Source organism: Vibrio sp. YIC-376 (assembly GCF_052353105.1).
Lineage (GTDB): Bacteria > Pseudomonadota > Gammaproteobacteria > Enterobacterales > Vibrionaceae > Vibrio.
Map to the genome: position 1 here is coordinate 95,791 of NZ_JBBWFK010000010.1, position 22,974 is coordinate 118,764.

The following is a 22,974-nucleotide window of genomic DNA, read 5'->3' on the forward strand; positions in this document are numbered from 1 at the left end:
CGTGAAACATTGGTTAAGCAAAAGTGCTTGGTTATTGGCCGGGAGCCTACTCTGCGCTCCGGGTGCGATAGCAAACGAATTTAGTGCCAGTTTTAAAGGCACGGACATTCAAGAATTTATCAACATAGTTGGTCGCAACTTAGAAAAGACAATCATAGTTGACCCTTCGGTACGCGGAAAAATCGACGTCCGCAGCTATGACGTGCTGAATGAAGAGCAATATTACAGCTTTTTCCTTAACGTACTGGAAGTATATGGCTATGCAGTCGTAGAAATGGACAATGGCGTACTCAAAGTTATTAAAGCGAAAGACTCGAAGACTTCTGCAATTCCAGTTTTAGGTGATAGTAGCGCGCAAGGCGATAGTGTGATCACCCGAGTCGTAGCGGTTCGTAATGTTTCAGTACGAGAGTTGTCTCCTTTGCTGCGCCAGTTGATTGATAATGCTGGTGCCGGCAACGTGGTTCACTATGATCCGGCTAACATCATTCTGATCACTGGTCGTGCTGCAGTAGTAAATCGTCTGGCTGAAATCATTAAACGAGTTGACCAGGCTGGTGATAAAGATATTGAGCTGGTGGAACTACGAAATGCTTCTGCGGCAGAGATGGTACGTATTGTTGAAGCGTTAAATAAAAGCACTAACCAGAAAAGCACTCCGGAATTCCTTGAACCTAAAATCGTTGCAGATGAGCGTACCAACGCGATCCTGATTTCGGGCGATCCAAAAGTGCGTGCACGCCTGAAACGTCTCATTCGCCAGTTAGATGTGGAGATGGCGAGTAAAGGCAATAACCGCGTGGTTTACCTGAAATACGCCAAAGCGGAAGACTTGGTTGAGGTGCTTAAAGGTGTGTCTGACAACCTGCAAGCGGAAAAGCAAGCCGGTCAGGGGCAAAAAGCATCTTCTCAGCGTGGTGAGGTCGTGATTGCTGCGCATCCAGCAACCAATGCGCTTGTTCTGACTGCGCCGCCAGACATCATGCTAGCGTTACAAGATGTCATCGCTCAGCTTGATATTCGTCGTGCACAGGTTCTGATCGAAGCGTTGATTGTCGAAATGTCTGAAGGCGATGGTATTAATCTGGGCGTTCAGTGGGGTTCACTAGAATCGGGTACTGTCATTCAGTACGGATCAGGTGCACAAATCGGCGAAGTAATGATCGGTCTGGAAGAAGCGAAAAACACTACAAGCACCGAGTATTATTACAACTCGGATGGTAATCGTGTTCCGTATGACGTGACTGATTCTGGCGATTATTCAACACTCGCGTCAGCGCTTAGCGGTGTCAACGGTGCTGCAGTGAGTATCATTTTGGGGGACTGGACAGCATTAATTAATGCTGTGGCGACGGACTCTAACTCAAACATTCTTTCTTCTCCGAGTATCACGGTAATGGATAACGGTGAAGCGTCATTCATTGTTGGTGAGGAAGTGCCGGTTATTACAGGCTCGACAGCGGGGTCAAACAACGATAACCCATTCCAGACGGTTGATCGTAAAGAAGTGGGAATCAAGCTTAAGGTCGTACCGCAAATCAACGAAGGCGACTCAGTGCAGCTGACTATAGAGCAAGAAGTATCGAACGTGTTGGGCGCGAATGGCGCGGTTGATGTTCGCTTTGCTAAGCGTCAGCTCAATACTTCTGTGATGATTCAAGATGGTCAAATGCTGGTGCTGGGTGGATTGGTGGATGAGCGCGCTTTAGAGAGTGAGGCTAAAGTTCCGCTTCTGGGTGATATTCCAATTTTGGGTCACTTGTTTAAGTCAACCAGTACCCAAACGGAAAAACGTAATCTAATGGTGTTCATTAAGCCAACCATCATTCGTGATGGTATGACTGCAGACGGCATTACTCAGCGTAAATACAATTTCATTCGTGCAGAACAATTGTACAAAGCGGAGCAGGGTTTGAAGCTGATGTCTGATGATAAGATTCCGTTGATGCCAGAGTACGGTAAAGACCGTCAGCATCCTGCTGAAATCCAAGCTTTTATTGATCAAATGAGTGTGAACTAATGGTAGATATGTTAGACACAACGCCAAGCATGCGTCGTCTGCCATTCAGTTTTGCCAATCGCTTTAAACTGGTGCTGGAGACAGAGCATCCAGAACGCCCTCCTATTCTGTACTACGTTGAGCCGCTGAACCCGGCGGCTCTTGTGGAGGTTCGCCGTGTCCTGAAACAAAGTTTCGTGCCGCAGTCCATCGATCAAGAATCGTTCGATAAAAAGCTGACGGAAGCCTATCAACGAGACTCTTCTGAAGCTCGTCAGTTGATGGAGGACATCGGTGCAGACAGTGATGACTTCTTCTCACTTGCGGAAGAATTGCCTCATGATGAGGACTTGCTGGAGTCAGAAGATGATGCGCCAATCATTAAACTGATTAATGCGATGTTGGGTGAGGCGATCAAAGAAGGCGCATCCGATATTCATATTGAAACGTTTGAGAAAAAACTTTCTATTCGTTTCCGTGTTGATGGTGTGCTTCGTGAAGTGCTCACACCTAGCCGCAAACTATCACCGCTTTTAGTCTCCCGTGTCAAAGTCATGGCCAAGCTGGATATTGCGGAAAAACGTGTCCCGCAGGATGGTCGTATTTCCCTACGTATCGGTGGTCGCGCAGTCGATGTTCGTGTCTCGACAATGCCGTCTTCACACGGAGAGCGTGTGGTAATGCGTCTACTCGACAAAAATGCCACCCGTCTTGACTTACACAGCTTGGGGATGACCTCTTCTGTGCACGATAACTTCCGTCACCTTATCCAACGTCCACACGGAATTATCTTGGTTACTGGCCCGACTGGTTCTGGTAAGTCGACGACCCTCTATGCTGGCCTGCAAGAAATAAACAGTAATGAGCGTAATATCCTAACGGTTGAAGATCCGATCGAATTTGATATCGATGGCATTGGTCAGACCCAGGTTAATACCAAAGTGGACATGACCTTTGCGCGTGGTTTGCGTGCGATTTTGCGTCAGGATCCGGATGTCGTGATGGTCGGTGAGATCCGTGACCTGGAGACGGCACAAATTGCGGTTCAGGCGTCGTTGACCGGTCACTTAGTGATGTCGACTCTCCACACCAACACTGCCGTCGGTGCGATCACCCGTCTGCGTGACATGGGTATCGAGCCTTTCTTGATTTCATCCTCATTGCTTGGTGTGTTAGCTCAGCGCTTGGTGCGTACTCTTTGCCCGGATTGTAAAGAGCCTTATGAAGCGGATTCCGAGCAGAAGAAACTGTTTGATATGTCTGAGCATGAATCCTTGGTTCTGCATCGTGCTAAAGGCTGTGAATCATGTAATCAAAAAGGTTACCGAGGTCGAACTGGTATTCACGAGCTGGTTTTGGTTGATGAGAAAGTCCAAGAGTTGATTCATAAAGAAGCGGGTGAGCTCGAAATCGAGAGAGTGGTTCGGAAACATACTCCATGCATTCGTAGTGATGGTCTAAGCAAAGTACGTCGTGGTATTACGTCACTGGAAGAAGTGATGCGAGTGACGAAGGAAGCGTAATGGCGGCATTTGATTACAAAGCGCTGGATGCAAAAGGTAAACAAAAGAAAGGCACCATAGAAGGGGATAACGCTCGTCAGGTGCGCCAACGTCTTAAAGACCAAGGGATGCTCCCTGTTGAGGTGATTGAAACCAAAGAAAAAGCAGCCAAAGCTTCTGGGTCGGTCGGGTTCAAGCGAGGAATTAAAACTGCCGAATTGGCTTTGATCACCCGTCAGCTTTCGACATTGGTGCAATCGGGCATGCCACTGGAAGAATGTTTGAGAGCCGTGTCTGAACAAGCGGACAAGCCGCGGATTCGTTCCATGATTGCTTCTGTGCGTTCAAAAGTGACGGAAGGTTACCCTCTGGCCGACAGCTTAGGGGATTATCCTCATGTGTTTGATGAATTGTATCGTTCAATGGTTGCTGCGGGTGAAAAGTCTGGTCATTTAGATTCAGTGCTGGAGCGTTTGGCAGACTACGTCGAAAACCGTCAGAAGATGCGTTCTAAGCTGCTACAGGCGATGATTTATCCTGTGGTTCTGGTGGTTTTTGCCGTTGCTATCGTTTCATTTTTGCTGGCGACCGTTGTACCGAAAATTATCGAACCTATCATACAGATGGGGCAAGAACTGCCTCAGTCTACACGAGTCCTTCTTGCTGCCAGTGAGTTTGTGCAAGAGTGGGGATTAATTATCTTTGCCGTGGTGGTCGTGTGTTTCTACGGTCTCAAGCTTGCATTGCAACAGCCCGACTTTCGACTTTCATGGGATAAGAAAATCCTTAAGCTGCCGCTATTAGGCAAGATCTCTAAAGGTCTGAATACTGCGCGTTTTGCGCGAACGCTTTCAATATGTACTTCAAGTGCTATCCCGATCCTTGAAGGGATGCGTGTCGCGGTTGATGTTATGTCGAACCGATACGTGAAACAGCAAGTGTTGGTGGCTGCGGAAAACGTGCGCGAAGGCTCCAGTTTGCGTAAAGCTCTTGATCAAACGCAGTTATTTCCGCCAATGATGCTGCATATGATTGCCAGTGGTGAGCAGAGTGGTGAGCTGGAAAGCATGCTGACGCGTGCTGCGGATAACCAAGACCAAAATTTTGAATCGACAGTCAACATTGCTCTGGGTATTTTTACTCCAGTCTTAATCGCATTGATGGCTGGTCTTGTGCTCTTTATTGTTATGGCGACCTTGATGCCAATGCTAGAAATGAATAACTTGATGAGCGGATAATATTCGGGTTAAGGGATGTCTACTAAAGGTATCCCTTGAATCTAACTTTCGGAGAAAAAAATGAAATTTAAGCGCAGTAAACAACACGGCTTCACACTGTTAGAAGTAATGGTGGTTGTCGTTATCTTGGGTATTCTGGCAAGTTTTGTCGTGCCAAACCTACTTGGTAACAAAGAGAAGGCGGATCAGCAAAAAGCGATCACAGATATTGTTGCTTTGGAAAATGCACTGGACATGTACAAGCTAGATAACAACGTTTATCCAACTACGGATCAGGGTCTGGATGCATTGGTAAACAAACCTTCAAACCCAGAGCCACGTAACTACCGTGACGGTGGTTACATCAAGCGTCTTCCAAACGATCCTTGGGGTTATGAGTATCAGTACCTAAGCCCAGGTGACAATGGCACGATTGATATCTTCACACTAGGTGCAGATGGTCAAGAGGGCGGTGAAGGACCAGCAGCCGATATTGGCAACTGGAACATGCAAGATTTCCAATAAAACTGATCCTAAGCCAGCACCAATGAAGCGAATGCGAAAACATAAAGGTTTTACATTAATAGAAATTCTATTGGTGCTGGTTTTATTATCACTGACCGCCGTAGCAGTGATCTCTACATTACCTACCAGTCAAAAAGACCTTTCAAAACAATACGCTCAAAGTTTCTTCCAGCGCTTACAATTGCTTAATGAAGAAGCTGTACTTAGTGGTAAAGATTTTGGTGTTCAAGTCGACGACGTTGCCGCGTCGTATGAGTTGTTAAGTTTAACTACCGAAGGTTGGAAACCACTTAAAATGAGGCAGATACCAAGTAAAACTTCACTTGATGAAGGTATTGCTTTGCAATTGGAGTTGGGGGGCGGTGCTTGGGAAGACGACGACCGCTTGTTTGAGCCTGGTTCTCTGTTCGATGAAGAAATGTTCGCGGAACATAAAGCAAAGGAGAGAATTAAGCCCCCGCAAGTTTTTGTCTTTTCTAGTGCAGAGCTGACACCGTTTACGCTGTCATTCTTTCCTAAGGGTGGTGATGTTTTAAATGATGGCTGGCGCGTGGTAGGTAAAGAATCTGGGCAAATTTTATTGTTAGCGCCGGGTGAGGAAGTTGAAGGGGATGAGAATGCACGATTTTAAGCAAACTCGCCCTAATTTAAGTCTTCGTCGTGTAAGAGGCATGACGTTACTTGAGGTGCTGGTTGCTCTGGCGATATTTGCAACGGCGGCTATCAGTGTCATTCGTTCTGTGAGTCAGAACATCAATACAGTTAGCTACTTAGAAGAAAAAATGTTTGCAGCTATGGTTGTGGATAATCAGATGGCCAATGTGATGTTGGATACTGGTGAGCTGAAAGCCAAAAACGGCACTGAGGAGCTCGCGGGACGCACCTGGTACTGGAAAGTGTCTCCAATCGCCACAACGCAGCCATTGCTGAAAGCATTTGATGTGAGTGTCGCGACAGAAAAAGAGGCAAGTCCAGTTGTGACGGTAAGAAGCTATGTGGCGAAGTAGATTGCAGTTCGTGTCCAAGCAGCATAAGCAAAAAGGTTTTACACTTATCGAAGTGCTGGTGTCGATTGCTATCTTTGCCAGCCTGAGTGTTGCGGCGTACCAAGTGGTGTCACAGATACAGCGTAGCAATCAGTTGTCTCAAGAACGCACAGAGCGTTTGAATGAACTTCAGCGCACGATGGTGATGATGGACAATGATTTTCGCCAAATTGCATTGCGCCGTACACGAACTGAAGGTGAAGATCCTGCAGACCAACTGATTTTTTGGTCGGATTATCTGTTGGATTCAGACGCTAAAGGGGTGATGTTCGCACGTTTGGGGTGGCATAACCCTCAACAACAGTTTCCTCGCGGAGAGGTCACTAAAGTTGGTTACCGCCTAAAAGGTGGCGCTTTGCAACGTATCTGGTGGCGTTATCCAGACACGCCTGTGGGGCAGGAAGCTATCGTCACTCCACTGCTGACTCAAGTCGAATCTTTCGATTTACGCTTTTACGACGGTTCGCAATGGCAAAGTGATTGGGATAGCAGTGATTCCTTGCCTAAAGCGGTATCTGTGGTACTGACGCTAAAAGACTACGGCAAAATCACCAGAACTTATCTGACTCCCGATGGAACGCTAAGTGAGTCGGAGGGAGACGATAATGGTTAATCGTCAGCGCGGCGTCGCTTTACTTATTGTTCTTATGCTGTTGGCGATTATGACGACAGTGGCAGCAAGCATGTCGGAGCGTCTGTTTGTCCAGTTTCAGCGTGGTGGTAACCAGATTAATTATCAACAAGCGTATTGGTATAGCGTAGGGGTAGAAGCGCTGGCAATAGTCGGTATTGAGCAGAGTTTTAAGGATACCGATACGATTAACATGAGCCAGCCTTGGGCGATTAAGGATCAAGTTTATCCTCTCGACTATGGGCAGGCAACCGGGCGTATATGGGACAAACAAGCTTGCTTTAATCTCAACGTATTGAGCAGCGTTGAGTCCACAGGCGATCAAACCGTTCGGCCCTATTTGGTTCAGGTTTTGCGGCGCTTACTTGAAGAGTTGGACATTGAGTCATATCAGGCCGAAGTCATTGCAGACTCTACCTGGGAATACATTGACAGTGACTCAGTGGTTCGCACGATGTCAGGTGTGGAAGACAGCACGTATGAAGCGATGAAACCAAGTTACCTTGCGGCAAATAGCTGGATGGCAGATAAAACGGAATTACGCTCCGTGTATCAAGTGAGTGGCGAGTACTATGAAAAGTTAGCACCTTTAGTGTGTGCGCTTCCAAGTGATGACTGGCGTCTAAATGTAAATACCATCGAGGTTGAACAAGCCCCAATTTTAGTTGCGATGTTCTCTCCGGGCTTAGGCAGTAGTGATGCGGTACAGTTGATTGAAAAACGTCCATTTGATGGATGGAGCAATATTGAAGCATTTTTAGCTGAGTCAGAGTTAGCTGGCTTGAGCGAAGAGGTAACGAAAGAGGCAAAGGCGTATTTAAGTGTCGATAGTGCTTTCTTCGAATTAGATGCACAAGTGCTGGTGGATGATTCACGCGTGCGTATCCAAAGCCTTTTGCAAAGTAAAAACAGAGATACGGTGACGGTAGTACGCCGTCGTTTTGGAGGGATCAGTGAGCGAGTTTCTGACCGTTCGGCTGAGTAGCGAACAACAAAGTACCATTCCTTGGGTGGTGTGGTCGACAGAGCAGCAGGAAGTGATTGCCAGCGGCGAAATTGCCGGGTGGGAACGATTGGATGAGTTGGTTTCTTATGCCAACCAGCGTCCGGTGTTTGCTTTACTGGCGAGTAACGATGTGGTGCTCACTCAAGTGGATATCCCTGCCGGTGCAGAACGCCGGCTTGATACCATGCTGCCCTATCTTGTGGAAGATGAGGTCGCACAGGATGTCGATAATCTTCACTTTACAATCTTAAGCAAGCAACCTGGCAAAGCACAAGTTTGTGCGGTCGAACGTGCCTGGATTCAGGCTGTATTACAGCGCTTTTCTAGCCACGGGATGCTCATTAAGCGCATCTTACCGGACGTCTTGGCATTACCAGTCAATGAAAACAGTAGCGCGGCCGTCATTGGCCATCAGTGGCTGATTCGTCACTCTCAGACAGAAGGCGCGGTGGTCGATGCATCATGGTTAGACCTCTACCTTTCCTCTTATCTACAAAACCATGAAGGCTGGAGACTGGACTGTTATAGCTCAGTGCCTGAGTCTGCTGTCAGTGAAGTCTGGGTACCCCAGCCAGAAGAAATGACTATGGGTCTGTTAGCTAAAGGTGCTGCTGATAGCAAAATAAACTTATTGACCGGCGAGTTTAAACCAAAATCATCCTGGGGTAAGTATTGGAAAATCTGGCAAAAAGCGGCAATTACTGCGGCTGTGTTGCTGGTGGTTGTGGTGGCTCAGCAATTGTTGATGGTGCATAAGTACGAGACACAAGCTCAGGCCTATCGTGATGAAAGTGAACGAATTTTCCGCCAGGTATTCCCTGATAGAAATCGCATTCCGACTGTGAGCTACCTTAAACGTCAGATGACGGATGAAGAGCGTCGTTTGTCTGGTGGTTCTAGTGATGAAGCTATGTTGTCGTGGCTGGCAGCCCTGCCTTCAACGCTTGGTCAGGTCAAAGATTTGGAGATCACTAGCTTTAAATATGATGGCCAGCGTGGTGAAGTCAGAATTCAAGCCCGCAGTTCCGATTTCCAGCCGTTTGAACAGGCACGCGTAAAGCTGGCTGAGAAATTTAACGTTGAGCAAGGACAGCTTAATCGCAACGATAAGATTGTGATAGGCAGTTTTGTTCTGAAGCGTTTGTGAGGTGATGATGAAGAATTTAATCGCTCAAGTACAAACTTGGTGGAGTGCCATCTCGCAGCGTGAACAGCGTATGATGATGGGGTGTGGTGCTATTGCGATAGTTGGTCTCATCTATTGGGGAATTCTCCAACCGATCGGCCAACGAGCGGAATTGGCTCAATCTCGAATTCAAAGTGAGATACAGCTTCTTGCGTGGGTGCAAGATAAGGCGGATGAGATCACAGCACTGCGCAAGAGTGGAGGTGTGAGTTACTCTAATCAGCCGCTCAACCAACTGATATCTTCTTCGGCGCGCCGTTATCAAGTCGAGCTGATACGTGTTCAGCCCCGCAATGAGAGCGTTCAGGTATGGATACAGCCATTGGCTTTTAATCAGTTAGTTGATTGGCTACGTTACTTGAAGGATCAACAAGGTATTGAAGTGGAATTCCTGGATATTGACCGAACGGATCAAGCGGGCATGATTGATGTGAACCGTCTGCAGTTTAAGAGAGGATAAAGTGAAGCGAGTTGTACTTTACGTTGTAATCTTTATCGCCTTCTTCTCTGTCAGTTTACTGATGGGATTACCAGTTTCCTGGGCTCTCAAGCAAAGCCCAAATGTGCGAGGCTTAGATATTCAGGGGGCTCAGGGCACGGTTTGGCAAGGTCAGGCATCCAATGTTCGTTGGCAGAGTCAAAACCTGGGGGAAGTAAGTTGGGATTTCCAATGGTCAGCACTGTTTACCGGAAAAGCAGAATTCTCAGTACGTTTTGGTCGTGGTAGCGATATGGATGTCCGAGGGCGTGGTTTTGTCGGTTATGGTTTTGGCGGTGCTTATGTGAAGAACTTGGTGGCATCGCTTCCTGCAATCAAAGTGGTTGAGCAGGCACGGCTACCAATTCCAGTCGGTGTTGATGGTCAGTTAGAGCTCAACATTAGCCATGCGACTTACGCTGAACCATGGTGCGAAACGGGTGAAGGTACTTTGGTATGGAGCGCCAGCGGTATTAAAAGCCCATTAGGAAACCTTGAACTTGGTCCAGTGGTTGCGAACTTGAATTGCCAAGACAGCTTGTTGAAGGCATCTGGTGAGCAAAACAGCAAGCAGGTTTCTGCGGCTTTCTCTGCAGAGTTAATGCCAAATCAGCGTTATTCCACTAAAGCGTGGTTTAAACCGGGCGCTGAATTTCCTCCAAACATGAGCGAGCAACTGCAGTGGCTGGGTAAGCCAAACGCACAAGGCCAATATGAGTTCGACTATAAAGGACGATTTTAGGCTACTGTCTTAAGCAAAAATAGAAAAAGAGCTGCCAGTGTGCAGCTCTTTTTGTTTTTGGATCATGGTAGGCCAAACCCTTTGATTGCTGTACAAGATAACTGTCCATTTAAAGGTTGTAACATTAACCTATTGATTAGTATTAAGTTAGTTTGTTTTTGTACAGCTTGGTTAGCTTTTGGATCATAGTAGACCAAATACCCGTAACGCTGTACGGCACAAAAAGAAAGGCCACGAATTGGATTCGTGGCCTTATGGATTTTTTGTTCGGTGACTGCTGTGAAATTAATCTTTCCGCTGAAGAATGTCATCCCAAGGTAACCCTTCATCACCGAGTACGATGAAGTTCGGATTTTCCAAAGTTTCTCGTTCGTTGTAAGACAGTGGTTCTAACTGAGTACTCAGAATACGGCCACCAGCCTCTTCAACAATGCATTGTGTTGCGGCAGTGTCCCATTCGCCGGTAGGGCCTAAACGCAGATAACAATCCACAGCCCCCTCGGCCACTAAACAAGCCTTCAATGCCGCAGAACCCAACGGAATCAGTTCGTAATTCCAGGCGCTGCTCATACGGTTGGTGATACGGTTGATGTCCTGACGGCGACTGATCGCAATCGCAATGTTCTGTCCGGGATGTTCGTGTTTGTGGGTATGTATTCTTACGCTCTCTGACATATCCGGAATTTTCCAGGCACCCTTACCACTGTACGCGTAATATGTCACTCCAGATACAGGCCCGTACACCACACCCATGGTCGGCTTATTACCATCTACTAAGGCGATAATAGTGGCAAAGTCGCCACTGCGTGCGATGAATTCCTGCGTACCATCAAGAGGGTCGACCAGCCAGTAACGTTGCCATTGCGCTCTTTTCTCAAGGCTGATGTCTGCGGCCTCTTCAGACAAAACAGGAATGTCTGGTGTTAGCTCGCTTAAGCGTTCAGTGATGAGTTTGTGCGCGGCAATATCAGCGCTGGTGACAGGGGTTTCATCACTTTTGGTGTATTCTTCGTATTGTTTTTTTTGATAAATATCGAGGATCAGCTGTCCGGCGCTGCGAGCGATCTCGATAACTTGAGGAAGCAGGTGAGATAGATCTTTTGTCATAGGCATAAGTGATTGTCCTTACTCACAACGAAGATTCGGCTCTTATGTTGTTGTTATCGGTTGTTGTGAGTGGTATTGGGTAAATGTCTCAGCGCTAACATCAAGGCGGTGATGCTGCGAGCTTCACTAAAATCCAAGTGCGTTAATAGTTCTTCCGCTTGCGCCAGTGGCCAACGTACTACTTCCAGTGGCTCAGGCTCGTCGCCATCTTGCTTTTCCGGATACAGCGCCTGACCTAAAAACAGGGTCATTTTGCTCGAAAAGTAAGAAGGAGCGAGGATCACTTGCTTGAGTGGGATCAGATGATTGCAACCAAAGCCAATTTCTTCCTTCAACTCGCGGTTTGCAGCCTGATGTGGCGTTTCGCCCGGATCGATAAGACCCTTGGGAAAGCCCAGTTCATAGCGCTCGGTACCAGCGGCGTATTCACGTACCAACAACAGGTCACCTTGTTCGGTGACAGGCACAACCATGACGGCGTCTCGACCACTTGGTTTCATTCGTTCATACGTACGATGTTCGCCATTAGAAAAGCGAAGGTCGAGGGCTTCCACTGCAAACAGTTTTGATTTCGCGACCGTCTGGCAAGAGAGAATCTCTGGTGGGGTCCTTTTCGACATAGCGCTGGCTCCTTGGTGTCGTTGACTCATGTTGTGTGAGTAAGGTTCTTAATATATGAGAACTCTGCGTGAGTTTCTAGCTGGAATTTATCGCTGTAACTGCCAGATACAAAAATGGGAGACCCGAGCCTCCCACTTTAATTGACTGCACTCACCTTAATAGTAAGAGTGATCACCACGGTCATGTTCTGTTGCATCACGAACCGCTGTTAGCTCACCAGAAAACTGGTTTAGCAGCTCTTTTTCGATGCCTTCTTTAAGTGTAACGTCGACCATTGAACAGCCGTTACAACCGCCACCGAATGCAACGATAGCGACGCCTTGCTCAGTAATTTCAACCAGGCTTACGTGACCGCCATGGCCTGCAAGTTGTGGGTTTACCTGAGTTTGGATAGCGTATTCAACACGCTCAACAAGTGACGCATCATCTGACACTTTACGCATTTTAGCGTTTGGCGCTTTTAGCGTTAGTTGAGAACCCATTTTATCGGTCACGAAGTCGATTTCAGCATCGTCAAGAAATGGCAGGCTTAGCTCATCAATAAATGCTGAAAAGCCGCTGTAAGAGAGCTCTGTGTCAGTTCCTTCCACTGCTTCAGGTGGGCAGTAAGACACACCACACTCAGCGTTTTGTGTACCTGGGTTCACAACGAAAATACGAATGTTTGTACCTTCCGGCTGTTGGCCGAGAAGATTAGCGAAATGCGTTTGCGCAGTTTCTGTAATAGTAATATTTGACACGACGAATACCCGAGTAAAATTGTAGGTTACTGCTGCTATTCTACTCTTGTTGACGTATGGGTCTAGCTTTTTTGATGCTAAGTCATAGTGAAGCGATCTAGAGAGAACTAGGAGCAGGTGTTCTGCAGATGCAGTAAATATCGATGCTTTCTACACCAACTTCAAGTAATAATTCGCATAATTGCCGTACCGTACTGCCTGTGGTGACCACATCGTCAACAATCGCAACGTGTTTACACATCGGCTTTCTATTGAGTACAAACGCCCCTTTTAAGTTTTGCTCCCGATGAGACCGTGTATGGCCTCGCTGTGAATCGGCATGTCTGACACGGCGAAATATTTGGCAATCACAATCGCTTTGCAGATGCGTTGCCAAATGTCTGGCGAGTAGGTCGCTTTGGTTGAAACCACGAGATAAGTAACGCCGCCAATGTAATGGAACGCTGGTAATGAGGGGGGCGGGCGTCGGAATACGTTCTGCGAGCAATTGAGTCAGAGCGTCGATGTGCCAGAGCTCGCCATGATCTTTAAAACGCTGCACTTCGTGCGAAAGTGGAAAGCCGTAATCGCCAAGAGTGAAGAGGCGTTTCCATGGCGGCGGATCGGCCAAACAGTTGCCGCACTGGGTATGACTGGTTTCTTCTTTCGTCATGGCTAAACCGCAGCTTGGACACCTTGTTATTGGGGTAAGGTACTGAAAACAATGGTTACACCAACGCAGCGCATTGGGTTGTGAAGGCGTAGTCAGTGGCAGTCGACACAAACCGCATTGGCTGCCGAGCACGTGATGCATGATGTTTTGCCAGTGATGAGATAACATACCGCTTATTCAAGGTTAGATTTTGCACAGATTAACGCTTGAGTGAAACCGTAAGGACTAAGTTAAGTGGGAGAGATTGAGAGCATGAGCACGAATTTACACTGGCAGTCGTTTGGTCAGGGACCGGACTTGGTGTTGCTGCATGGCTGGGGAATGAATGGTGCGGTTTGGCAGCAAACGGTCGAGTCCCTCCAGTCCTGTTTTCGGGTGCATGTGGTTGACCTTCCCGGGTATGGTCACAGTGCTGAGCATCATGGTGAAGATTTAGCCCACATCGCACAGATGGTGCTTGAAAGTGCGCCAGAAAAAGCGGTATGGCTTGGCTGGTCGTTAGGTGGTTTGGTTGCAACGCAAATTGCACTTAACGCTCCGGAGCGGGTGAGCAAATTGATCACCGTTGCCAGCTCTCCCAAATTTGCAGCTGAAAAACCGTGGCGTGGTATCCAGCCGACGGTACTGAGTGCTTTTACCGCTCAGCTTCTTGAGGATTTCTCACTTACGATTGAACGTTTTATGGCTCTGCAAGCGATGGGCAGTCCGTCAGCACGTAAAGACGTAAAACTGCTTAAGCAAGCGGTGCTCTCTCGTCCTCAGCCGAATCCAGAATCACTGCTGGTGGGTTTAACTATTTTGGCGGAAGTTGATCTACGCGAAGCGCTTTCTTCACTCACCATGCCGATGCTGCGTTTGTATGGACGGCTAGACGGTCTGGTACCGATTAAAGTTGCCAACGATCTGAACGAACAGCTGCCGCATACCGAGCATGTTATTTTCAGCCAATCTTCTCACGCCCCATTCATGACCGAACATGATGCGTTTTGTGCTCAAGTGCGAGAATTTGCTTACCGCTAACGAGCCGTGAAGTAAAAAAGCTAAAGTTGTTTAAAAAGTGGTCGATAAAGCGATGTAGCGATACAGAGTGTAAGTCAGGCTTTATTCGCTAGCCAGATTGACGTGTTGGGCGACTCTGAGGAGGGTTCGCAATGATTGTGTCACCAAGCAATGTAAGTGTGCCACTGATCGCCCCATCCGTGAATGTGCAAACGGAGCAAGCGGCTCGAGACAACAAAGTGCGAGAACCTGTTACTTCGATGGCAGCATTGGTGAAAACGAACGCAGAACGTAGAGTAAAAGGTGATGACAAACGGCGGCGTCAGTCGGCTTGGGATCCTTCAGAGCATCCCGGTTATGACGTGGAGCCAGAAGTCGACGCTCATTACTCCGAAGAGCCCGCCGATACATTAGAGCGGCTTTTCGGTTTGTTGGCACTCAAATCGTACAGTGAAGAGCAGGGCAAAGGCTATACGATACGCTTTCGCTTACCAAAGCGCATTCTGGATGCTGTGATCAATCAAGGATTGATGGAAAGGCGCAGGAAAGTAATCAAATTTCATTATGGTCACTCGGTCGCGCCCCATACACCGTCAGACGTGATAGCAGTATTGTGACAACTCAAATAAAAACGCTCCAATCAGAGCTTCTGAATGGAGCGTTTTCTTTTCAAGTTTGGGGCTTTAGAGCAGCGTTACTTCTTCGCTTTGGCAAAAGCCGCCGCAAGAGCACCACCCATCGCATTGTTTCCTACTGCATGGTTTGATGAAGCATCATCACGGCGTGGCTGACGACGTTGCTGGTCATTGCGACGTGGCGTTGCTGAGCGCTGGCTACGGTTATCCTGACCCGGTTCGTCGTTCAGACGCATCGACAGAGCGATACGTTTACGCTGTACATCCACTTCCATCACTTTTACTTTGACGATATCGCCCGCCTTCACCACTTCACGCGGGTCAGAGATAAAGCGGTCAGTCAGCGCTGAAATGTGTACCAGGCCATCTTGGTGAACACCGATATCGACGAACGCACCGAAGTTCGCCACGTTTGATACCACACCCTCCAGAATCATGCCTGGTTCGAGATCGGCTACGGTATTCACGCCTTCAGCAAAGGTTGCGGTTTTGAACTCAGGACGAGGATCTCGGCCCGGTTTATCCAGCTCTTTAATGATGTCAGTGACGGTTGGGACACCAAAGTTATCGTCAGTGTAATCAACGGCATGCAGTCCTTTCAGGAACGCTGTGTCGCCAATCAGAACTTTGATGTCTTTGTTGTTTTTCTCGGCAATGGTTTTGACGACAGGATACGCTTCCGGGTGAACCGAAGAGGCATCCAGTGGGTTTTTACCATCCATAATACGCAGGAAGCCCGCACACTGTTCAAAAGCTTTAGGCCCCAGGCGAGGAACTTTTTTCAGTGTGGTACGCGCATCAAAGCGGCCGTTTTCATCACGGAAATCGACAATGTTCTGCGCGATGGTGCTTGAAAGACCAGCTACGCGAGTTAGCAGTGCCGCTGATGCAGTGTTTACGTCCACACCTACCGCGTTTACACAGTCTTCAACCACCGCGTCCAGACGTTTCGCCAGCATAGATTGGCTGACGTCATGCTGGTATTGGCCCACACCGATTGATTTAGGATCGATTTTCACCAGTTCAGCCAGAGGGTCTTGCAGACGACGTGCAATCGATACGGCACCACGCAGTGATACGTCCATATTCGGGAACTCTTTCGCTGCCAGCTCTGATGCTGAGTAAACTGAAGCTCCGGCTTCGCTAACCATGATCTTTTGAACTTTCAGGTTGCCACGTTTGATCACGTCTGCCACAAAACTGTCTGTCTCGCGAGAAGCGGTGCCGTTACCAATCGCAATCAGATCAACGTTGTATTTGCGTACTAACTGGTCCACAACCTGAGCTGCCTTATCGTATTGGTTTTGCGGCGGGTGCGGGTAGATGGTCTCGGTCGTCAGTACTTTACCGGTGGAATCAACAACAGCAATTTTTGAACCGGTACGCAGACCCGGATCCAGACCCAAAGTGGCACGCGGGCCAGCCGGAGCCGCCATTAACAAGTCTTTCAGGTTAGTGGCGAACACTTCGATCGCTTCGATCTCAGCACGCTCTTTCATCGCGCCCATCAGCTCGGTTTCCATGTGCATCGATACTTTGATGCGCCATGCCCAACTGATTACTTGCTTACGCCATGTATCCGCAGGGGCGCTGCTTAACGTCACGCCATAATGGTCAGCAATGATAGTTTCGCAGTAAGACTGACGTGCGCCTTCTTCCTGCTCAGGGTCGGCATTCATTGCCAACGTGAGGAAGCCTTCATTGCGGCCGCGCAACATCGCCAGTGCACGGTGCGATGGCACTTTGTTTAGTGGTTCGTTGTGGCTGAAGTAATCTTTAAACTTCTCACCTTCGTTTTCTTTACCTTCGACAACGCGAGCAACCAGCTCCGCGTTACGGTTCAGATGCGTACGAATCTTTTCTAGCAGGTTGGCATCTTCGGCGATGCGTTCCATGATGATCGCTCGTGCACCATCCAATGCCGCCTTGGTGTCTGCGATGCCTTTGTTTGCATCAAGGTATTTGGTTGCTTCGCTTTCTGGATCTGTTTGCGGATGATTCCAAAGCGCGTCGGCGAGCGGTTCTAGGCCCGCTTCAATCGCAATCTGGCCTTTGGTACGGCGCTTAGGTTTGTATGGCAGGTAAAGATCTTCAAGACGAGTTTTGCTGTCTGCCTGAGTGATTTCTCGTTCCAGTTCTGGGGTCAGTTTGCCCTGTTCCTGGATAGATTTCAGAATGGTCTGACGACGGTCGTCCAATTCACGCAGATAAGACAGGCGACTGTCCAGCGTACGCAATTGGGTATCATCAAGGCCACCGGTCACCTCTTTACGGTAACGTGCAATAAAGGGGACCGTGTTACCGTCATCAATCAGAGTGACAGCAGCGTTGACTTGCTCAGGGCGAACATTCAGCTCTTGAGCAATCATGCGACAGATAGCTTGGCTCATCCGTGTATTCTCTTTTTATTCAGTTGAGTTTCATTAGTCATATAAACATTGGGGTCGTTCAATCAATTTGCAATGTTTTAAACTAGGATGTCGAAAATTTACCGAGAGCTGGTGGACATCAGTCAGGTTTGTGTCAAAACTTTAATTAAATTGAGAACTTATACCCTCGAAGATCGACTAAAGTACGTACCTTAGCTCATAGGGATAATCATGATGAAAAAAATGCCTTTGGCTCTGGCGCTCGCGAGTGCCTTACTTGTTGCCCCGTTTAGCTGGGCGCAACCTCTTTCTGCAACCACGCAAGAACCCATCTACCAGCTTGATGACAAACTGGTTTTAGGCCGGGTGGAAAATGTGTATTACAGTGAGATTCCAGAGCTGAGTGATGTGCCGTTTATGGGCAAGATTGATACGGGTGCGGATACGACGTCCATGCATGCCGAAAATATTCATGTCACCAGTACTCACCCAGACTTCAGCAGTCTGAAAGATAACGAGTTACTTTGGGCGATAATCGATGATCTTGGTGGCACCAAAGCCAAATGGGATGACGGTACTTTCGAACCGTATCAGGTCAAGGTGAGCTTCACAATTCAGCATCCATACACAGGCAAACAGATAACGGTCATCGATGACCTTGATCGCATCAGTGCTATTCGTAGCCGCACCAGTAAAAAACCGATATTGCGCCCAACCGTCAAAATGCCAATGACGATTGCGGGCCATACGGTGGATACCATCGTGAATTTAACCGCGCGCAAGCAGTTTTCCTCACCGATTCTGATTGGTAAGACCTATCTGAATAATCATGCTTGGGTATTTGCCGGATACGACTATCTGCAACAACAACCCAAGGCGACAATGATTGGCAAAAGCGAGCTGGTTACTGTCGAGGATGTTCCGTACAAGGTCAGCATTTCGACCACCAGTCGTTACACCAACGCGCATGCGCTGGATATCAAAGTGGATAAAAAAGCCAAGCAAGTTTCGTTTACTTTAGAAGGTGATAACGGTAAGCGCCATCCAATGACATTGCCGTTGATTCGTATGCTGAAAACGACCAAAGGTGAGCGACCGCTGGTGTACTTACCTGTGAAAGTAGCAGAAAACGAAACACAGCATTGGTTAGTCTATCTGCGAGATCGCAGTCAGTTCAGCTCTCAACTTCACGTAGGTAATGACGTCGTTAGCCAGCATTTTGTGGTGGATACCGACAAAGAAAATTTGCTCGGTGGTGTAGAAAAGACCTTCAAAAGCGCATTGAAAAAGAAACCGTTAGTTATCTCACCGGAAGAAACGGTCAGTATTGATGGTTATGTTTTACCAGCTTACCCGACTTTCACCGTCAAAACCCCGTTGTTGCGCGTTAATGGCTTTGAGTTGAGTGAAAAAGGCAAAGAGGAAGTCGCGACGTACTACTTAACCAATGAAAAGGGTAAAGAAGAAAAAATTACCAAACCAGTGCTGAAGAAACTAAAAGTGGGCGAGATGGTACGCCCTGTGGTTGAGGGTGATTTTTCTTTTGGCACTCAAGAGAAAACGTTGGAATTTGCAATAGATGTTCTGGAGAACAACGAAACCCAGCCATTTTTTGTTTTCGGCCATAATATGGCTAAAGGTGGTGTGTTGCTGAATACCCGCGCTGATCATCTATTGGATGCGAAACCATTATTCCGGGCGGGACACATTGAAGTGGCGGAAGTCGAAGGCATGTCAATTCCTGTCAAACTGGATACCGGAGCTGATGTCAGCTCGATAAGTGCAACCGATATCAAGGAATTTCAGAAAGATGGCAAAGAGATGGTGAGCTTTACTTACGAAAACGAGCATGGAGTAAAGAAAGAGTTTACCCGCGAGGTAGTGAATATCATGAACATTACTGCCAGGAAAGGCGAGAAAATCAACGTCCGACCTGTGGTGGAAATGCGCGTCAAGTTGGGTGATCTGGAGAAGAAAATCGAGGTTAATCTTCAGGACCGAGAACGTTTTAAGTACAGCATGATTTTGGGTAAAAACTTCCTCAAACATGGTGTGGTGGTGGCCAGTGAAAGCAAGTACCTTGTGACCAAAAAGTCGGATGCCGATAAGTAAAAACTCAGTCAATTTGTGGGCTCAACCCCAAAGTCGCTGCGTGTTTTACTTACGGTGATTGGTATAATCTCAGGATTCGAGTCGGGTCATAAACCAAACTAATACCACCCATCTCCAAAGGAAAAAAATTGAAAACTAAGCTGATAACACGAGAAGGTTATAACAAACTCAAACAAGAGCACGATTATCTCTGGAACGAAAAGCGTCCGGAAATCACTAAGATCGTTACTTGGGCAGCCAGCCTGGGAGACCGCTCTGAAAATGCGGATTACACCTTCAACAAACGATTATTACGTCAGATTGACCGTCGGGTTCGTTTTTTAAGAAAGTTTTTACCTGAAGTTACTATTGTCGATTATTCTCCTCAGCAAGAAGGTAAGGTCTTTTTCGGTGCATGGGTTGAGATAGAAAACGAAGCGGGTGATGTGAAGAAGTTTCGTATTGTCGGTCCGGAAGAGATATATGGCGATGCAAAAGGCTATATCTCTATCGACTCACCGATGGCGCGTGCGATGTTAAAAAAGCAAGTCGATGAAGAGTTCACGGTTAAGACGCCAGACGGCGATAAAGAGTGGTTCATCAACTCGATTGAGTACAACGTATCGCGTGCAGACGCTTAAGTTTCTGAAATTTTGAATGGTTGGCAAGTAAACGTGCCGACTAAGCTTAACCGATATCCTCATTCATCCTGAAACAAAAGGCGCAGTGCGCTTTTAAAGGAGAACATAAATGATGAGAGCAGTGATTAGTGGCACAGTATTAACCGTCGGATGTTCATTTTCCGCTTTTTCCCAAGACGAGTTAAAAGGGTGTGACGCCAAAGAGTTTGCTGTCGAACAACAGCTAGAGTACGCCAAAGTACAAGGCAAAGAGAAGCACATTGAGGGGCTAGAGCGCGCACTGGCCTCCATCCAAAGCGAGTGCATCAGAGAAGAACAGCGCCAGCAATTACACGCGGAAGTTGAAAAAAGTACTCATAAAGAAAAATTGCAAGCCACGAGCAAATCAGAGTGGGAATTGAGGCAGTAGTCTCGACTTCATCGGCTGTTTTTTTCAAATCAAGCAATCAATTTGTATTTGAGAGCCTGATGAATCTTGCTTTGAAAAGAGAGATTGTGCATCAAAAGCGCCGTTCAGATAAAAAGAGTAACAATTTGCACAAGCACGCTTGAAAAAACAGTGATACATTTTCGACAACAGATGCTTCTGAAAGGATGTTTCAATGCAGGAAAATCATAAAATATTAGTGGTTGATGACGATGCTCGTTTACGTGCTCTATTGGAGCGTTACCTTTCTGAGCAAGGTTTTCAGGTTCGTAGTGTTGCCAATGGCGAACAGATGGACCGTTTACTGACGCGCGAAAATTTCCACCTGATGGTGCTGGATTTAATGCTGCCAGGTGAAGATGGTTTGTCCATTTGTCGCCGTTTACGCCATGCAAACAACATGTTGCCAATTCTGATGCTGACAGCAAAAGGTGACGAAGTTGACCGTATTGTTGGCTTAGAAGTCGGCGCAGACGATTATCTGCCAAAACCATTTAACCCGCGTGAGCTGCTAGCTCGCATTAAAGCGGTGCTGCGCCGACAAACGGTCGAGCTGCCGGGTGCGCCAAGTACCGAAGAAAAAATTGTTGAGTTTGGTGAGTTTCGCTTGAACCTGGGGACTCGTGAAATGTTCCGTGGTGATGAGGCTATGCCGTTAACATCGGGCGAGTTTGCGGTACTTAAAGCGCTGGTGACGAATGCGCGAGAGCCAATGTCGCGCGACAAACTGATGAATATGGCACGAGGTCGTGAATATTCAGCGATGGAACGTTCTATCGACGTACAAATCTCTCGTCTTCGTCGTATGCTGGAAGAGGACCCAAGTAAGCCACGCTACATTCAGACGGTGTGGGGCTTAGGTTACGTATTTGTCCCAGACGGCAAAGAAGCGTAATCACGTTATCTTCATCGCCGATAATCGGTCTGCTATTTCGTCCTCAATCTTCCTGTTTGAGGGCGAAAACTCGCGGTCAGGCACTTTCTTTTTGCACTACTCTCTTAGGATCACCAGGAACTGTCCATGCGAATCCGAAGTTCACTCACTCAATCCATTCTGCTGTTTATTTCTTTGCTTCTCGCTAGCCAAGTCTTTTCGTATTACGCCGTTTTCAACTATGCGTTGATGCCGAGTTTGCAGCAGTTCAACAAAATTCTTGCCCACGAACTGAATCTGGTTCTCGATGCTAATGGAGAACTGAAGTCAGATGCGCCGCTACGACGTCAGCTGCTGGAAAGGTTAGGCGTGACGGTACACAACGTCGACAGCGAACAGGCGAACGAGTTTAACCACGCAATGACGATAGATTTGATGTCGGAAGAGATGACGCAAGAGCTGGATTCTCCGACGGAAGTGCGTTTGATGTTAGGCGATGAGAGTTACATTTTGTGGATGCACATCGAGAAGCTGCCGAACTCGCTCATTCGTATTCCTCTATCGGAGCTGCAAGAAGAAGACTTTGCCCCGCTGTTCCGTAATAGTCTGATTATGGCACTATTGATTATCGCTGGTGGCTGGCTCTTTATCCGATTGCAGAACCGCCCATTGCTGACTCTGGCGAAGGCAGCCAAAGGCGTCGGGCGAGGCGAAATTCCACCGCCGTTACCGGAGAAAGGGGCAACTGAGATTCGCTCTGTAACCCGAGCTTTTAATCAGATGTCGAAAGGCATTCAAGAGCTGGAAGAAGACCGAGCATTACTGATGGCGGGGATCAGCCACGATTTACGTACGCCACTGACGCGAATTCGTCTGGCGACGGAAATGATGTCGCCAGAGGACAGCTATTTAGCCGAAGGCATCATCAGTGATACCGAAGAGTGTAACGAGATCATTAGCCAGTTTATGGACTATCTGAAGCCGGTAAGCAACCAGACGTTTGAAGCCGTTTATCTCAATGATATTGCACGTGATGTGGCGAGTGCAGAAGGCGGTTATGAGCAGGAAATTGAGACACAAATTGTAGAGTCAATCAAACCGGCTCTGGGTAATCCGATTGCGATAAAACGCGCAGTGACTAATTTAGTGGTCAACGCGGTTCGCTACGGAAATGGCTGGATTAAAGTCTCTACTGGCATGACAGCGGACAAGAAGTTAGTTTGGGTAACGGTTGAAGACAACGGTCCTGGCATCGAGCCGGGTCAGATCGGTAAGTTGTTTGAACCGTTTACTCGGGGGGACACTGCCCGTGGTAGCGAAGGTACTGGTTTGGGTCTGGCGATAGTTAAGCGTATCGTCAGCCAGCATTCAGGTTCGGTTGTGATGCGCAATCGCAGTGAAGGCGGTTTAATCGCTCAAATCAGCTTCCCAACCAAGTAAATCACCTAACCTGACTACAAATTAAAAAGGCCAACCTAAGTTTCTA

The 22,974-nt window shown here is 47.7% G+C and carries 23 protein-coding genes; 18 read left to right on the forward strand and 5 right to left on the reverse strand.

Features of this window, described 5'->3' with window-relative positions; all coding sequences use genetic code 11:
• Nucleotide 1 precedes the first annotated feature (1 nt).
• From gspD to WJM94_RS18320, 11 genes are read left to right on the forward strand one after another with little or no spacing between them, the layout of a single operon-like run.
• A complete protein-coding gene (gene gspD / locus WJM94_RS18270) occupies nt 2-2,020 on the forward strand; it encodes a type II secretion system secretin GspD (protein ID WP_444495626.1) in 2,019 nt (672 codons plus the stop codon).
• Entirely contained in the window at nt 2,020-3,522 is a 1,503-nt protein-coding gene (gspE, locus tag WJM94_RS18275; RefSeq protein WP_444495627.1) for a type II secretion system ATPase GspE, read from the forward strand. Before gspD ends, gspE begins: the two co-directional genes overlap by 1 nt.
• Nucleotides 3,522-4,739, forward strand: a complete 1,218-nt coding sequence (gspF, locus tag WJM94_RS18280) for a type II secretion system inner membrane protein GspF (RefSeq protein WP_444495628.1) — start codon at nt 3,522-3,524, stop codon at nt 4,737-4,739. The genes gspE and gspF overlap by 1 nt, the downstream gene beginning before the upstream one ends.
• Nucleotides 4,740-4,799: 60 nt before the next feature.
• Nucleotides 4,800-5,243, forward strand: coding sequence for a type II secretion system major pseudopilin GspG (gene gspG / locus WJM94_RS18285; protein WP_444495629.1), 444 nt, complete (start codon nt 4,800-4,802; stop codon nt 5,241-5,243).
• A gap of 31 nt (nt 5,244-5,274) precedes the next feature.
• A complete protein-coding gene (locus WJM94_RS18290) occupies nt 5,275-5,874 on the forward strand; it encodes a prepilin-type N-terminal cleavage/methylation domain-containing protein (protein WP_444495630.1) in 600 nt (199 codons plus the stop codon).
• On the forward strand, nt 5,861-6,250 hold the full coding sequence (gspI, locus tag WJM94_RS18295) for a type II secretion system minor pseudopilin GspI (RefSeq protein WP_444495631.1): 390 nt from the start codon (nt 5,861-5,863) through the stop codon (nt 6,248-6,250). The genes WJM94_RS18290 and gspI overlap by 14 nt, the downstream gene beginning before the upstream one ends.
• Nucleotides 6,237-6,902 (forward strand): type II secretion system minor pseudopilin GspJ, encoded by a 666-nt coding sequence (gspJ, locus tag WJM94_RS18300; RefSeq protein ID WP_444495632.1) that lies wholly within the window; start codon nt 6,237-6,239, stop codon nt 6,900-6,902. The genes gspI and gspJ overlap by 14 nt, the downstream gene beginning before the upstream one ends.
• Nucleotides 6,895-7,905, forward strand: a complete 1,011-nt coding sequence (gene gspK, locus WJM94_RS18305) for a type II secretion system minor pseudopilin GspK (protein ID WP_444495633.1) — start codon at nt 6,895-6,897, stop codon at nt 7,903-7,905. Before gspJ ends, gspK begins: the two co-directional genes overlap by 8 nt.
• The gene (gene gspL / locus WJM94_RS18310; RefSeq protein ID WP_444495634.1) at nt 7,874-9,073 is read left to right on the forward strand and encodes a type II secretion system protein GspL; all 1,200 of its coding nucleotides are present in this window, start codon (nt 7,874-7,876) and stop codon (nt 9,071-9,073) included. Before gspK ends, gspL begins: the two co-directional genes overlap by 32 nt.
• A 7-nt stretch (nt 9,074-9,080) precedes the next feature.
• Nucleotides 9,081-9,572, forward strand: coding sequence for a type II secretion system protein M (locus WJM94_RS18315; protein ID WP_444495678.1), 492 nt, complete (start codon nt 9,081-9,083; stop codon nt 9,570-9,572).
• A 1-nt stretch (nt 9,573) separates the two neighbouring features.
• Nucleotides 9,574-10,332, forward strand: coding sequence for a type II secretion system protein N (locus WJM94_RS18320; protein ID WP_444495635.1), 759 nt, complete (start codon nt 9,574-9,576; stop codon nt 10,330-10,332).
• 285 nt (nt 10,333-10,617) lie between these two features.
• On the opposite strand, the gene cysQ is transcribed toward WJM94_RS18320, so the two are convergent.
• From cysQ to WJM94_RS18340, 4 genes are all read right to left on the reverse strand, one after another.
• On the reverse strand, nt 10,618-11,445 hold the full coding sequence (gene cysQ, locus WJM94_RS18325; protein WP_444495636.1) for a 3'(2'),5'-bisphosphate nucleotidase CysQ: 828 nt from the start codon (nt 11,443-11,445) through the stop codon (nt 10,618-10,620).
• A 47-nt stretch (nt 11,446-11,492) separates the two neighbouring features.
• Nucleotides 11,493-12,059 (reverse strand): ADP compounds hydrolase NudE, encoded by a 567-nt coding sequence (gene nudE / locus WJM94_RS18330; RefSeq protein WP_444495637.1) that lies wholly within the window; start codon nt 12,057-12,059, stop codon nt 11,493-11,495.
• A gap of 156 nt (nt 12,060-12,215) precedes the next feature.
• Nucleotides 12,216-12,800, reverse strand: a complete 585-nt coding sequence (gene nfuA / locus WJM94_RS18335) for a Fe-S biogenesis protein NfuA (RefSeq protein ID WP_444495638.1) — start codon at nt 12,798-12,800, stop codon at nt 12,216-12,218.
• Between the two features lie 97 nt (nt 12,801-12,897).
• Nucleotides 12,898-13,620, reverse strand: coding sequence for a ComF family protein (locus WJM94_RS18340; protein WP_444495639.1), 723 nt, complete (start codon nt 13,618-13,620; stop codon nt 12,898-12,900).
• 84 nt (nt 13,621-13,704) lie between these two features.
• Here WJM94_RS18340 and bioH point away from each other — a divergent pair, with 84 nt between their 5' ends.
• Together bioH and WJM94_RS18350 are read left to right on the forward strand one after the other, a co-directional pair.
• Nucleotides 13,705-14,472, forward strand: a complete 768-nt coding sequence (bioH, locus tag WJM94_RS18345) for a pimeloyl-ACP methyl ester esterase BioH (RefSeq protein ID WP_444495640.1) — start codon at nt 13,705-13,707, stop codon at nt 14,470-14,472.
• Nucleotides 14,473-14,603: 131 nt separating this feature from the next.
• A complete protein-coding gene (locus WJM94_RS18350; RefSeq protein ID WP_444495641.1) occupies nt 14,604-15,068 on the forward strand; it encodes an ATP-dependent Lon protease in 465 nt (154 codons plus the stop codon).
• A 77-nt stretch (nt 15,069-15,145) separates the two neighbouring features.
• Here the strand turns inward: WJM94_RS18350 and WJM94_RS18355 are convergent, their stop codons facing one another.
• Nucleotides 15,146-17,476: a Tex family protein gene (locus WJM94_RS18355; protein ID WP_444495642.1), complete on the reverse strand. Its 2,331-nt coding sequence runs from the start codon at nt 17,474-17,476 to the stop codon at nt 15,146-15,148.
• Between the two features lie 210 nt (nt 17,477-17,686).
• On the opposite strand from WJM94_RS18355, the gene WJM94_RS18360 reads away from it, so the two are divergent.
• The 5 genes from WJM94_RS18360 to envZ all read left to right on the forward strand — a co-directional run bounded on the left by WJM94_RS18360 (nt 17,687) and on the right by envZ (nt 22,928).
• On the forward strand, nt 17,687-19,567 hold the full coding sequence (locus WJM94_RS18360) for a putative ATP-dependent zinc protease (RefSeq protein WP_444495643.1): 1,881 nt from the start codon (nt 17,687-17,689) through the stop codon (nt 19,565-19,567).
• Nucleotides 19,568-19,695: 128 nt separating this feature from the next.
• Nucleotides 19,696-20,187, forward strand: a complete 492-nt coding sequence (gene greB, locus WJM94_RS18365; protein WP_444495644.1) for a transcription elongation factor GreB — start codon at nt 19,696-19,698, stop codon at nt 20,185-20,187.
• 109 nt (nt 20,188-20,296) lie between these two features.
• Entirely contained in the window at nt 20,297-20,596 is a 300-nt protein-coding gene (locus WJM94_RS18370; protein ID WP_444495645.1) for a DUF1090 family protein, read from the forward strand.
• A 193-nt stretch (nt 20,597-20,789) separates the two neighbouring features.
• Nucleotides 20,790-21,509, forward strand: a complete 720-nt coding sequence (ompR, locus tag WJM94_RS18375) for an osmolarity response regulator transcription factor OmpR (protein ID WP_444495646.1) — start codon at nt 20,790-20,792, stop codon at nt 21,507-21,509.
• A gap of 126 nt (nt 21,510-21,635) precedes the next feature.
• Complete coding sequence (gene envZ, locus WJM94_RS18380; protein ID WP_444495647.1) at nt 21,636-22,928, forward strand: two-component system sensor histidine kinase EnvZ; 1,293 nt, start codon at nt 21,636-21,638, stop codon at nt 22,926-22,928.
• Nucleotides 22,929-22,974 lie beyond the last annotated feature (46 nt).

Coding starts and splice junctions, on each gene's coding strand:
- gspE (WP_444495627.1), top strand. CDS start 2,020: ATGGTAGATATGTTAGACACAACGCCAAGCATGCGTCGTCTGCCATTC.
- gspF (WP_444495628.1), top strand. CDS start 3,522: ATGGCGGCATTTGATTACAAAGCGCTGGATGCAAAAGGTAAACAAAAG.
- gspG (WP_444495629.1), top strand. CDS start 4,800: ATGAAATTTAAGCGCAGTAAACAACACGGCTTCACACTGTTAGAAGTA.
- WJM94_RS18290 (WP_444495630.1), top strand. CDS start 5,275: ATGCGAAAACATAAAGGTTTTACATTAATAGAAATTCTATTGGTGCTG.
- gspI (WP_444495631.1), top strand. CDS start 5,861: ATGCACGATTTTAAGCAAACTCGCCCTAATTTAAGTCTTCGTCGTGTA.
- gspJ (WP_444495632.1), top strand. CDS start 6,237: ATGTGGCGAAGTAGATTGCAGTTCGTGTCCAAGCAGCATAAGCAAAAA.
- gspK (WP_444495633.1), top strand. CDS start 6,895: ATGGTTAATCGTCAGCGCGGCGTCGCTTTACTTATTGTTCTTATGCTG.
- WJM94_RS18315 (WP_444495678.1), top strand. CDS start 9,081: ATGAAGAATTTAATCGCTCAAGTACAAACTTGGTGGAGTGCCATCTCG.
- cysQ (WP_444495636.1), bottom strand. CDS start 11,445: ATGCCTATGACAAAAGATCTATCTCACCTGCTTCCTCAAGTTATCGAG.
- nudE (WP_444495637.1), bottom strand. CDS start 12,059: ATGTCGAAAAGGACCCCACCAGAGATTCTCTCTTGCCAGACGGTCGCG.
- WJM94_RS18340 (WP_444495639.1), bottom strand. CDS start 13,620: ATGTTATCTCATCACTGGCAAAACATCATGCATCACGTGCTCGGCAGC.
- bioH (WP_444495640.1), top strand. CDS start 13,705: ATGAGCACGAATTTACACTGGCAGTCGTTTGGTCAGGGACCGGACTTG.
- WJM94_RS18350 (WP_444495641.1), top strand. CDS start 14,604: ATGATTGTGTCACCAAGCAATGTAAGTGTGCCACTGATCGCCCCATCC.
- WJM94_RS18355 (WP_444495642.1), bottom strand. CDS start 17,476: ATGAGCCAAGCTATCTGTCGCATGATTGCTCAAGAGCTGAATGTTCGC.
- WJM94_RS18360 (WP_444495643.1), top strand. CDS start 17,687: ATGATGAAAAAAATGCCTTTGGCTCTGGCGCTCGCGAGTGCCTTACTT.
- WJM94_RS18370 (WP_444495645.1), top strand. CDS start 20,297: ATGATGAGAGCAGTGATTAGTGGCACAGTATTAACCGTCGGATGTTCA.
- ompR (WP_444495646.1), top strand. CDS start 20,790: ATGCAGGAAAATCATAAAATATTAGTGGTTGATGACGATGCTCGTTTA.
- envZ (WP_444495647.1), top strand. CDS start 21,636: ATGCGAATCCGAAGTTCACTCACTCAATCCATTCTGCTGTTTATTTCT.